Origin of the sequence: Acidovorax sp. K2F, from assembly GCF_025246485.1 — a bacterium.
Classification (GTDB): domain Bacteria; phylum Pseudomonadota; class Gammaproteobacteria; order Burkholderiales; family Burkholderiaceae_C; genus Acidovorax; species Acidovorax delafieldii.
Genome location: NZ_JAOBSQ010000051.1, coordinates 23,982 through 36,284, shown reverse-complemented (window position 1 = coordinate 36,284; position 12,303 = coordinate 23,982). Strand labels below are relative to the sequence as shown.

The window sequence follows — 12,303 nt, the reverse complement described above, 5'->3', positions numbered from 1 at the left end:
CCCGCATGTGCGGGCCACCCCACAGGAGGTGGTCTTAGAACCTGTTCACAGTCTTTTTGGAGATTACATTGGAGTGCAATCGGGAGGAGTGGATGCTTCGGGTGCGCCGCATGGGCTCATGCCCATGCAAGCAGCCGGGGCGTCCAATCGCCCGATTTCACTCCAACCCTTTGGGCAAGTGCCTTGCCGGGCGGTCTGCGGCGTTGCGGCGCTTGCCAATAGCACGGGCTATTGGCAGCGCACCGCGCCTTGCATCCCATCCCGGCAAGGCACTTGTGCAACTCCAAAAAGACTGTGAACAGGTTCTTAACGCTGCTTGAGCAGCAGTTGCGCCACCGCGTCACCTTGCAGCACCACGATGCCGTGCTCCCGGGCAAACGCCTGGGCGTTCTCGCTGACCTGGCCCAGGGCGGCCACGTAAACGCCCTCCGACGCATCGGCAGCGGTCATGGCCGTGCGCAGCTCCCGCAGGGGCTCCACACCGTGGGTAGCGGCCTTCCAGCGCTTGGCGCTGACCAGCGTGGTCTTGCCGCCCTGGCTCAGGCGCATGTCGGCCCCGGTGGCGTTGCTGCCTGTCATGCGCTCCACGCTGTAGCCCGCGCGTTCCCAGGCGGTGGCCAGGGTGTCGGCGAAGCTGCGCCAGGGCATGCTGCCCACGGCCTCCAGCATCTCCACCACCTTGGCGGGGTTGGGCGCGCGCAGTTGCTTCCAGGCTGCGATGCAGCCCACCACAAAGATGGGGAACCCTGCCAGCGCGCCCACGACAAAGTACTCCTTGGGCAACAACGCCCCGGCCGCCAGCGTGATGAGGCCCACCACCACAAAGCTGATCCACCACGGCGAGCGCAGCAGGACGGCAAACAGGGAGTTTTCAGACATCTTGAATTTCACGGGAGGCCTTTTTGGAGAGAGCGACGATGCAATGCGGTGCGCATTGTCCTTCAGCGGCAGGGGGCGGGAGCTTGGGAATAGACTACCGGCCCCACAGGAGTTATTTGAATGGCAGTCACCGAACAGGGCCTTTTGGCCGCACTTTCCAGCGTGCTGGACCCCCATACGGGCAAGGATTTTGTCAGCAGCCGCGCCCTGCGCAACCTGCAGATCACCGGTGGCGACGTGGCGTTTGACGTGGAACTGGGCTACCCCGCCAAAAGCCTGGTGCCCGAGCTGCGCCGCAGCCTGGTGGCCGCCGCCAAGGGCGTGGCGGGCGTGGACAACGTGTCGGTCAACATCACCACCAAGGTCATCGCCCATGCCGTGCAGCGCGGTGTGCAGCTCTTGCCCCAGGTCAAGAACATCATCGCCGTGGCCTCTGGCAAGGGCGGCGTGGGCAAGAGCACCACGGCCGCCAATCTGGCCTTGGCGCTGGCTGCCGAGGGTGCCAGCGTGGGCGTTCTGGATGCCGACATCTACGGCCCCAGCCAGCCCATGATGCTGGGCATCAACCGTCGCCCTGAGAGTGAAGACGGCAAGACCATGGAGCCGCTGGAGAACTACGGCGTGCAGGTCATGTCCATCGGCTTCCTGGTGGACCAGGACGAAGCCATGATCTGGCGCGGCCCCATGGCCACCCAGGCGCTGGAGCAGCTCTTGCGCCAGACCAACTGGAAAGACCTGGACTACCTCATCATCGACATGCCGCCCGGCACTGGCGACATCCAGCTCACCCTGAGCCAGCGTGTGCCCATGACCGGCGCCGTGATCGTGACCACGCCGCAGGACATCGCGCTGCTGGACGCCAAGAAGGGCATCAAGATGTTCGAGAAGGTGGGCGTGCCCATCCTGGGCATCGTCGAGAACATGGCCGCCCACGTCTGCAGCAACTGCGGCCATGTGGAGCACATCTTTGGCGCCGATGGCGGCAAGAAGATGGCGGCCGATTACGGCATGGACTACCTGGGTGCGCTGCCTTTGAACATGAGCATTCGCCTGCAGGCCGACAGCGGCAAGCCCACCGTGGTGGCCGACCCGGATGGCGAAGTCGCACAGATCTACAAGAAGGTGGCGCGCGATGTGGCGGTGAAGATCGCCCAGCAGGCCAAGGACTTCTCGAACAAGTTCCCCACCATCTCGATCAGCAAGAACACCTGATCCTCCTGAGCCACCCCACCGCGCCATGAACCTGCTCGCGTCCCTGCGCTACCTGGTGGCGCTGCACGAGCACCGGCACTTTGGCCGGGCGGCGCAGGCTTGCCACATCACGCAGCCGGCGCTCTCCAATGCGCTGCGCGCGCTGGAAAAGGAGTTTGGCGTGGTGGTGGTGCGCCGGGGGCGCAGCTTCGAGGGCTTCACGCCCGAGGGTGAGCGTGTACTGGCATCCGCCCAGCGCATGCTGCACGAGCACCAAGTGCTGCAGCAGGACCTGAGCGGCGACGCCGCCCACCCGCGCGGCACGCTGCGCCTGGGCGCGGTGCCCACGGCCATGCCCATCCTCGCGCGGTTTGCGGCGCAGCTGCAGGCGCGGCACCCGGGCATCGTGCCGGTGGCACTGTCGATGAGCTCGCAGGCGCTCGAGGCCGGGCTGGAAAACATTTCGCTGGACCTGGCGCTGGGCTACACCGAGCGCATGCCCGCACGCGGCGGCCCGCTGCGGGCCTGGCCGCAGTATGTCGAGCACTACTTTCTGCTGCGCCGCGCACCGCGCCCGCTCCAGGGCCCGGAGCGTGGGCTGCAGATCGGCCCGTCCATGGCCTGGGCCGATGCAGCGGCCTTGCCGCTGTGCCTGCTCACCCCGGAGATGCACAACCGCAGCCTGGTCGATGGCGCCTTCCGCGCGGCAGGCGCCACGGTCATGCCCGCCATGGAAACCGATTCGGTGCTGACCCTGGCGCTGAGCGTGGTGGCGGGCCAGTTGTGCAGCGTCCTGCCCGGGGCGCTTGTCGATGCCGTGCGCGGCCATGAGGGGCTGGAGGCCCTGCCGCTCAAGGGCCCGGTGCTGACCACCCCCATCGGATTCATGTCGCACCGGCAGGTGCAGCCCACCCGCGCCCTCGATGCAGCGCTGGCACTGGCGCAGGACCCCGACTGGCTGCAGCACGCTGCAGCACACAGTGGGCTTCTGGTCGCAGATTGAGCGCTGACCGCACGGGTTGCGGCGGGTGATTCATGGGCAGCTGCAAAAACGGCCGTTTCATTTGTTTTTGTGATCGACCCATGTGCATCGGCAATTTGACGCCGCAGGCGCCCGTGGCCGACACTGCGGCGGCCCGGGCACCCTATGCAGGTGCCTGCATACAACCAGATCAACGCCCCACGCCCCCGGTCCATGCACCTTGCCCCCGAAGCCCCCACCGTCGCCGCCGTGTCCGTCAACGACATGCGCGAACGCATCCGCCGCAAAAGCCGCCTCAAGGGCCGCCAGCCCGAAGAAGCGGCCATGGCCGAGGTGGCGCAACTGCTGGGCCCGCGCCCGGCCACCGGCTTTCGGCGTGACCTGCTCATCGAATACCTGCACCGCCTGAACGACCACTTTGGCGTGCTGCACGACCGGCACCTGGTGGCACTCGCCAAGCAGATGAACCTGCCCATGGCTGAGGTGTATGAGGTGGCGAGCTTCTACCACCACTTCGAGATCGTGCGTGGTGAAGAGGCCCAGGCGCCCCGCCTGGTGGTGCGGGTGTGCGACAGCCTGAGCTGCAGCGTGGCGGGCGCCCGCGACCTGCTGGCCGCGCTGCCCGAGCGCCTGCGCGCGGCCGGGCAGGGCGATGTGCAGGTGTTGGCTGTGCCCTGCGTGGGCCGGTGTGAGCAGGCTCCCGTGGCGGTGGTGCACCAGTGCCCGGTGCCCCACGCCACCGTCGGTGGGGTGCTGGAAGCCGTTGATTTAAAGCCCAATCGGGCGGTAGCGCTACAACCATATGCCCAAGTTGCTATTAATTTTGATATTGCTGAGTGTGTGGAGGCGAGCGTGCCTGCGCAGCCGGATGGAATCAGCCCCGCACACACCGACCTGGCCACCTACCGTGCCCACGGCGGGTACCAGACCGCCGCTGCGCTGGTCAATGGCGAGATGGACGCCGAGGCCGTGCTGGCCGCCATGGAAGACTCCGGCCTTCGCGGATTGGGGGGCGCAGGCTTTCCGGCCGGGCGCAAGTGGCGCATCGTGCGCGAGCAGGCCGCGCTCGCCGAGCGCCGGGCCGCCCCAAGCGAGGCGACGGCCCCCTCGGGGGGCAGCGGACCACGCGAAGCGGGGGAGCGTGGGGGCACGGCCGTGATGGCCGTCAACATCGACGAGGGCGAGCCCGGCACCTTCAAGGACCGCACCTACTTGGAGCGTGACCCGCACCGCTTTCTGGAAGGGGTGCTCATCGCCGCCCAGGTGGTGGGCACCGAGGCCATCTATATCTACCTGCGCGACGAATACCACGGCTGCCGTGCGCTGCTGCAGCGGGCTTTGGACGACCTGCGCGCCGATCCGCCATGCCCGCTGCCCCACATCGAACTGCGGCGCGGCGCGGGTGCTTACATCTGCGGCGAAGAGTCGGCCATGATCGAGAGCATCGAAGGCAAGCGTGGCGAACCCCGCATGCGCCCGCCCTACATCGCGCAGGTGGGTCTGTTCGGCCGGCCCACGCTGGAGCACAACTTTGAGACGCTGTACTGGGTGCGCGACATCGTGGAGCGCGGCCCGCAGTGGTTTGCCAGCTTTGGCCGCCACGGGCGCAAGGGGCTGCGCAGTTTCAGCGTGAGCGGCCGGGTGAAACACCCTGGCGTCAAGCTCGCGCCTGCGGGCATCACGGTGCAGGAACTCATCGACGAATACTGCGGCGGCATGTTGGACGGCCACCAGCTCTATGCGTACCTGCCCGGCGGCGCCTCGGGCGGCATCCTGCCTGCCAGCCTGAACCAGATTCCCCTGGACTTCGACACGTTGCAGCCCTACGGCTGCTTTATCGGCTCGGCCGCCGTCATCGTGCTCAGCCAACACGACCGCGCGCGCGACGCGGCGCTGAACGTGATGCGCTTTTTTGAACACGAAAGCTGCGGCCAGTGCACGCCCTGCCGTGTGGGCACGGCCAAGGCGGCCACGCTGATGCAAGCGCCGAAGTGGGATGAAGAACTGCTCGACGATCTGGCACAGGTAATGGCCGACGCTTCCATCTGCGGCCTGGGCCAGGCTGCGCCCAACCCCATCCGCTGCATCCACAAATACTTTGCGCACGAAGTGGGCGAGGGGCCCTGGCCGGGCGATTTGCCCAAGCCGCGCAACAGTCCGCTGGCGGAGCAACTGCCGAAGGGAGCCCAGCCATGAGCAGCTTGCAAGACACCGGCGGAGTGGCCTTTGAGCTGGACGGTCAGCCCGTCACCGCCCAACCCGGCGACACCATCCTCCAAGCTGCGCAGCGCCATGGCGTGGAGATTCCGCACCTCTGCTACTCCGATGGCCTGCGCCCCGACGGCAACTGCCGCGCCTGCGTGGTGGAGATCGCGGGCGAGCGCACGCTGGCCCCCAGCTGCTGCCGCGCACCGACGCAAGGCATGAAGGTGCAGGCCGCCAGCCCCCGCGCCCGCAAGAGCCAGCAGATGGTGGTGGAGATGCTGCTGTCCGATATGCCGGATGTTGGCTACCAATGGAATGATGACCAACCAGATACTCCTGAATTGATAGCTGGTGGAGCATATTCTTCTAGCGCTACAGGCCCATTGGATTCAAAAACTGCCCCAGCGGTAGGTCAGCATGGCGAATTGAGTGCTTGGGCCGATCGCCTGGGCGTCATCGTGCGCCCCGCGCTCCAGGCCCTGCGCCGCGAGCAGCCCGCGCCTGACCTCAGCCACCCCGCCATGGCCGTCAACCTGGACGCCTGCATCCAGTGCAACCGCTGCGTGCGCGCCTGCCGCGAGGAACAGGTGAACGATGTGATCGGCTACGCGCTGCGCGGGGCCGACAGCAAGATCGTCTTCGACCTGGATGACCCCATGGCCGAGAGCACCTGCGTGGCCTGCGGCGAATGCGTGCAGGCCTGCCCCACGGGAGCGCTCAGCCCCAAGACGCACATCGGCTCGCAAAAGGTGGACCGCAAGGTCGACTCGGTCTGCCCCTTCTGCGGCGTGGGCTGCCTCATCACCTACAACGTGCGCGATGAAAAGATCATCAGCGTCGAAGGCCGCGACGGCCCGGCCAACCACGGCCGCCTGTGCGTGAAAGGGCGCTTCGGTTTCGACTACGCCCACCACCCCGACCGCCTGACGGTGCCGCTGGTCCGCAAACCCGGTGTGCCCAAGGAGGTGCGCCCCTACGGTGCCGACTGGCGCGACACCTTTCGCGAAGCGACCTGGGACGAGGCGCTGGGCCTGGCCGCCGGCACGCTCAGGTCGCTGCGCGATACGCACGGCCCCAAGGCGCTGGCGGGCTTCGGCTCGGCCAAGGGCAGCAACGAAGAGGCCTACCTGTTCCAGAAGCTGGTGCGCACCGGCTTTGGCAGCAACAACGTGGACCACTGCACGCGGCTGTGCCACGCGTCCAGCGTGGCCGCGCTGCTCGAAGGCGTAGGCTCCGGCGCGGTGAGCAACCCGGTGCACGACGTGGAGCATGCCGAGCTGATCTTTGTGATCGGCTCCAACCCCACGGCCAACCACCCCGTGGCCGCCACCTGGATGAAAAACGCTGCACAGCGCGGCGCGAAGATCGTGCTGGCCGACCCGCGCATCACGGACATCGGCCGCCATGCCTGGCGCACGCTGCAGTTCAAGGCCGACACTGACGTGGCCATGCTCAACGCGCTGATCCACACGGTGATCGACGAAGGCCTGGTGGATGAGGCCTTCATCCGCGACCGCGCCAACAACTTTGAGGCGCTCAAGGCCAACGTGATGGGCTGCAGCCCCGAGGCCATGGCGCCCGTGTGCGGCATCCCGGCCGAGACGCTGCGCGAGGTGGCGCGTGCGTTTGCCACATCCAGGGCATCGATGATTCTCTGGGGCATGGGCGTGAGCCAGCATGTGCATGGCACCGACAACGCGCGCTGCCTGATTGCGCTGTGCGCCGTCACCGGCCAGATTGGCAAGCCCGGCTCGGGCCTGCACCCGCTGCGCGGCCAGAACAACGTGCAGGGCGCGAGCGACGCGGGGCTGATCCCCATGATGTTCCCCAACTACCAGCGCGTGGACAACGCCGGGGCGCATGCGTGGTTTGAACAGTTCTGGGGCACTCCGCTGGACGAGACCCCCGGCTACACCGTGGTCGAGATCATGCACAAGGCCCTGGCGCCTGACAGCGACCCCCACAAGGTGCGCGGCATGTACATCATGGGCGAGAACCCCGCCATGAGCGACCCCGACCTGAACCACGCGCGCCACGCGCTGGCCAGCCTGTCGCACCTGGTGGTGCAGGACATCTTTATGACCGAAACCGCCTGGCTGGCCGACGTGGTGCTGCCCGCCAGCGCCTGGCCCGAAAAGACCGGCACCGCCAGCAACACCGACCGCATGGTGCAGATGGGGCGCCGCGCGTTGAACCCGCCGGGCGATGCGCAGCCGGACCTGTGGATCATTCAGCAGATCGCCCAGAGGATGGGCCTTGGCTGGAACTACGAAGGCGAAGAGTCGGGCGTAGCCGCCGTGTACGACGAAATGCGGCAGGCCATGTACGCGAGCATCGAGGGCATCACCTGGAACCGGCTGGAGCGCGAGTCCAGCGTGACCTACCCGTGCCTCACAGAGGGCGACCCCGGCCAGCCCATCGTCTTCACCGAGAAATTCCCCACGCCCACGGGCCGCCTGCAGTTGGTGCCCGCCAGCGTGATCCCGGCGGCAGAGAAGCCCGATGCCGACTACCCCCTGGTGCTCATCACCGGTCGCCAGCTGGAGCATTGGCACACCGGCAGCATGACGCGGCGCAGCACCGTGCTGGACGCGATCGAGCCCATGGCCACGGCGTCGCTGCACGGTGACGAACTGGCGCGGCTGGGCGTGGCGCCCGGCGCGCTGGTGGGCATCCGCTCGCGGCGCGGCATGGTGCAGGTGCGCGTGCGCCGCGACGATGGCACGCCGCGCGGCACGGTGTTCATGCCATTTGCCTATGTGGAGGCGGCGGCCAATCTGCTCACCAACGCGGCGCTGGACCCGTTCGGCAAGATCCCCGAATTCAAATATTGCGCCGTGGCGGTGGAGGTCATGCAGGCCACTGGCGTGCCGGGCTGACACCGCGTGATCCGTACGCTGGCTGTGGGGCTTTGCACCGCGCGCTGCGGGCAAGGGGTTACTCCGGGGTACAGTCGCAGCCCATGACAGAGCGCCCCTACACCGACGTTGCCGTGATCATGCGGCGCGAGCACATCGACAACCGCTGGCAGCCCTGGCGGTGGTCGCTGGCCGAGGTGGTGATCCACGAGCCCGCCTTTGGGACCGAACCCCGCCCTCTGATCCAGGACGAGCGCGAGCAGCGCTGGCTGTTCCCGGGCTTTCGCGTGGAGCTGTTCCGCGACGACGCCGAGGGTTATCACCTGAACCTCACTTCGCCCGCGCCCTGCTGGTTTGTGATGTGGCGCCAGGATGAAGACACCGGCGCGGGCGAGGTCCCCATGGCCCGCCCGGTGGCGGTGAGCCTGAGCTACCACGACGCCGGCCGCTGGCTGGACGCACAGGAAACCGTGGAGCAAGTGCCCGCCGATGCCGAGGTGGTGGAGGCACTGCGCGCCTTTGTGGCCGAGCATTACCAGCCCGAGCCCAAGCGCCGCAAGCGGCCCGAGAGCTTTCGCACGCTGCAGGACCGCTTTGGCAACCCCGCGTCCGTGTCCACCGACAAGCCGCGTGGCGGCGGTGGTGGTGGTGGCGGCCATGCGGGAGGCGCGCGAGGAGGTGGCGACCATGGCTGACGGATTCCTCGGCCGCTGGTCGCGGCGCAAGCAGGATGTGCTGGCGGGCAAGCCCGTGCAGGACCCGCCGCCGCCCGCCCCCCAGGTGGCAACCCCCGCGCCGGTGGCCGCTGTGGCAGCGCCCGTTGCGCCTGCAGCCCCTGCTGTCCCTGCCCCGGAGGTGCCACCGCCGCCCACGTTGGCGGATGCTGAGGCGCTCACGCCCGCGTCCGACTTCAAACCGTTTGTGGCCCGTGCCGTGTCGCCTGAGGTGCGCAATCTGGCCATGAAAAAGCTGTTTGCCGACCCGCACTTCAATGTGATGGATGGCCTGGACATCTACATCGGCGACTACACCCAGCCCGACCCGCTGCCTGCAGGCATGCTGCGCAAGATGGCCAGTGCGCATGCACTGGGCTTTTTTGACCACGAGAAAAAGGCCGCGACCGCTGCGCAGGGTTTGCAAGGTGATGCTGCGCCGGACGCGGCCCCTGCGACCGCAATATCCCCGCCGGACAGTCAGCCTCGGGATGATGCGGAGGCGCAAAGCCCCGCAGACGTGGCACAGTCCCGGGTATGCAACGCTGTTCCTAGCGTTCCCTCTAGCGAGCCTGAGGTGGCCCCACGCTCTGCCCAGGATGCGGTGGTCACGCCAGCCAGCCATACCCACAATGACCACGACGCTCATCTGCGACTGCAACCAGACGATGCCCCTCAACGCCAAGGCGCTGGGCGAGGCACTGCATGAAGACCTGACCCTTCTCTCCACCCTGTGCCGGCGCGAGGCGGGGGCGTTTCAGAAGGCCATCCAGTCCGGGCAGGACGTGGTGGTGGCCTGCACCCAGGAGCAGCGCCTGTTTGGCGACCTGGGCCAGCAGACCGAGGGCGCGGTGTCGCCCATTCGGTTTGTGAACATCCGCGAAACCGGGGGCTGGAGCCGCGATGCCGCCAAGGCCAGCTCCAAGATCGCCGCGCTGCTGGCGGCCGCCCGGCTGCCCGACCCTCCGCCCGTACCCACGGTCACCTACAAAAGCACGGGCCGCTTGCTGATCATCGGACCGCTCGACCAGGCCGAGCAGGCGGCTGCCCTGGTGTCGGATGTGCTGGATGTGACGCTGTTCACCCAAGGCCCTGGCAATGCCGGTGGCGCGCAGGCGCGGCGCTATCCGGTGCTGGGTGGCCGCATCACGGGCCTCACCGGCTGGCTGGGTGCGTTTGAGCTGCAATGGGCGGCCGACAACCCCATCGACCTGGACCTGTGCACGCGCTGCAACGCCTGCGTGGCGGCCTGTCCTGAAAACGCGATTGGCCTGGATTACCAGATCGACCTGACCGCCTGCCAGTCGCACCGCGCCTGCGTGAAGGTGTGCCAGGTGGCGGGCGCCATCGACTTCACCCGAGATGCCACGGCGCAGACCGAGCGTTTTGACCTGGTGCTGGACCTGCGTTCATCCACTGCCACGCCCACCTTCCTGCAGCACGCGCTGCCGCAGGGTTACCTGCGCTGGGACGGGCGGGACCTGGGCACGCTGCTCAAGCTGCGCGAGCTGGTGGGCGATTTCGAGAAACCCAAGTTTTTTGTCTACAAACAAAAGCTCTGCGCCCACAGCCGCAACGAAACCGTGGGCTGCAATGCCTGCGTGGACATCTGCTCGGCCGAGGCCATCAGCAGCGACAAGGGTCGCCAGCAAATCAAGGTGAACCCCAACCTGTGTGTGGGCTGTGGCGCCTGCACCACCGTGTGCCCCACGGGCGCACTGACCTATGCCTACCCCAGTGCGACGGAGCAGGGCACCAAGCTCAAGACGCTGCTGTCCACCTACACCGCCGCCGGCGGCAAGGATGCGGTATTGCTGCTGCACAGCCAGGAGCGCGGCCAGGCGCTGGTGGAAGAACTGGGTCGTGCTGCTCAGCTGAAGCTGGCGCAAGGCGTGCCTGCCAACGTGATCCCGGTGGCGCTGTGGCACACGGCGAGCACGGGGGTGGACCTGTGGCTCAGCGCCATGGCCTATGGTGCGTCGCAGGTGGTGGTTTTGAGTACCGATGAAGAAGCCCCGCAGTACCTCGAAGGCCTGCAGGCGCAAATGGACGTGGCGCAGGTCATCCTGCGCGGCCTGGGCTACACCGGCACCCATGTGCAGTTGCTGCGTGCCAACCACCCCACCGCGCTGGATGCTGCACTGCAGACCCTGGGGCAGACGCGCCAGAAGACCCCGGCCGTGGCTGCACGCTTTGCGGTGGCCCAAGAGAAGCGCAGCACACTGGAGATGGCACTCGACCACCTGATCGAGCAGGCCCCTATGCCCGTAGACGAGCGGCCTGCGGCCATTGCTCTGCCTGCCGTGGGGTCGCCGCTGGGCACGATTGAAGTCAACAAAGATCGCTGCACCCTGTGCCTGAGCTGCGTGAGCGCCTGCCCCGCCAGTGCGCTGCAGGACAACCCGCAGATGCCGCAGCTGCGCTTCATCGAAAAGAACTGCGTGCAGTGTGGCCTGTGCGCCACTACCTGCCCCGAAGACGCCATCACCCTGCAGCCGCGCCTGCTGCTCACGCCCGAGCGTGCACAGCTGCGTGTGCTCAACGAGGCCAAGCCCTGGGCCTGTGTGCGCTGCAGCAAACCCTTTGGCACGGTGAAAGCCATCGAGGCCATGCTGGGCAAACTGTCGGGCCACCCCATGTTCCAGGGCGAGGCGCTGGAGCGGCTGAAGATGTGCAGTGACTGCCGCGTGATTGACCTGTATTCCGCACAAAACGAGACGAAAGTGACCGACCTGTGAGTGCCCCATCCACCTTGACCCCCCTGGGCGGCAGCTCTGCGCTCGATGAAGAAACCGCCCGCGCCGAGCTGTATGGCTTGTTGTCGCAGCTGTACTACGCAGCGCCCGACCCGGAGCTGCTGTCGGCCTTGCGGGTGGCAGTGACGGAGGCGCCTGCCGATGGCGGCTTTTTGCAGGAGCCCTGGCAGCAACTGGTGGCGGCGTCGCGTGCGCTCAGCGATGCTGCCATTGCGCAGGAGTTTGACCGGCTCTTTGGTGGTGTGGGCAAGCCCGAGGTGTTTTTGTATGGCTCGCACTACCTCAGCGGGTTTCTCAACGAGAAGCCGCTGGCGCGTCTGCGTACCGATCTGCAGCAGCTGGGCCTGGCGCGGGACGAGACCATGCCCGAGACCGAGGACCATGTGGCCTACCTGCTGGAGGTCATGCGCTACCTGATCGCCGGAGACGATGTAGCTGTCTGCAACCTGACATCGCAGCGTGAATTTTTTTCAACGCATCTGCAGCCCTGGGTTCTTCAGCTCTGCGATGCCTTGGCCGCACAGCCGCAAGCACGGTTTTATGCGGCTGTGGCGCACTTCACGCGGGCCTTTGTGTCGGTGGAGACCCAGGGCTTCGACATGTTGGATTGATCCCTCCAGATGCTCGTAAACCCTCGATATGCCGCTACAAAAGATGAGTGTGTTACTGGGAGTTGTAAAGCCCGATGGCGGGTTTTTACACACTGACATAGACTGTAT

General features: G+C 66.9%; 9 protein-coding genes. 8 read left to right on the top strand and 1 reads right to left on the bottom strand.

The features are described from left to right. Window positions 1-306: 306 nt before the first annotated feature. A complete protein-coding gene (locus N4G42_RS18960; RefSeq protein ID WP_260668286.1) occupies window positions 307-879 on the bottom strand; it encodes a restriction endonuclease in 573 nt (190 codons plus the stop codon). Window positions 880-999: 120 nt separating this feature from the next. Here N4G42_RS18960 and apbC point away from each other — a divergent pair, with 120 nt between their 5' ends. The 8 genes from apbC (at window position 1,000) to N4G42_RS18920 (ending at window position 12,195) form a co-directional block, all read left to right on the top strand. Beyond that, window positions 1,000-2,091: an iron-sulfur cluster carrier protein ApbC gene (gene apbC / locus N4G42_RS18955; RefSeq protein WP_260668285.1), complete on the top strand. Its 1,092-nt coding sequence runs from the start codon at window positions 1,000-1,002 to the stop codon at window positions 2,089-2,091. Window positions 2,092-2,116: 25 nt separating this feature from the next. After that, complete coding sequence (locus tag N4G42_RS18950; RefSeq protein ID WP_260668284.1) at window positions 2,117-3,073, top strand: LysR substrate-binding domain-containing protein; 957 nt, start codon at window positions 2,117-2,119, stop codon at window positions 3,071-3,073. Between the two features lie 192 nt (window positions 3,074-3,265). Next, complete coding sequence (locus N4G42_RS18945; protein ID WP_260668283.1) at window positions 3,266-5,248, top strand: NAD(P)H-dependent oxidoreductase subunit E; 1,983 nt, start codon at window positions 3,266-3,268, stop codon at window positions 5,246-5,248. Then, on the top strand, window positions 5,245-8,136 hold the full coding sequence (gene fdhF / locus N4G42_RS18940; protein ID WP_260668282.1) for a formate dehydrogenase subunit alpha: 2,892 nt from the start codon (window positions 5,245-5,247) through the stop codon (window positions 8,134-8,136). The genes N4G42_RS18945 and fdhF overlap by 4 nt, the downstream gene beginning before the upstream one ends. 83 nt (window positions 8,137-8,219) lie before the next feature. Then, a complete protein-coding gene (locus N4G42_RS18935) occupies window positions 8,220-8,810 on the top strand; it encodes a DUF3305 domain-containing protein (RefSeq protein WP_146871775.1) in 591 nt (196 codons plus the stop codon). Beyond that, the gene (locus N4G42_RS18930) at window positions 8,803-9,537 is read left to right on the top strand and encodes a DUF3306 domain-containing protein (protein ID WP_260668280.1); all 735 of its coding nucleotides are present in this window, start codon (window positions 8,803-8,805) and stop codon (window positions 9,535-9,537) included. Before N4G42_RS18935 ends, N4G42_RS18930 begins: the two co-directional genes overlap by 8 nt. Then, complete coding sequence (locus N4G42_RS18925; RefSeq protein WP_260668512.1) at window positions 9,497-11,566, top strand: 4Fe-4S binding protein; 2,070 nt, start codon at window positions 9,497-9,499, stop codon at window positions 11,564-11,566. The genes N4G42_RS18930 and N4G42_RS18925 overlap by 41 nt, the downstream gene beginning before the upstream one ends. After that, window positions 11,563-12,195, top strand: coding sequence for a molecular chaperone (locus N4G42_RS18920; protein WP_260668279.1), 633 nt, complete (start codon window positions 11,563-11,565; stop codon window positions 12,193-12,195). The genes N4G42_RS18925 and N4G42_RS18920 overlap by 4 nt, the downstream gene beginning before the upstream one ends. The last annotated feature ends 108 nt before the right edge of the window (window positions 12,196-12,303 follow it).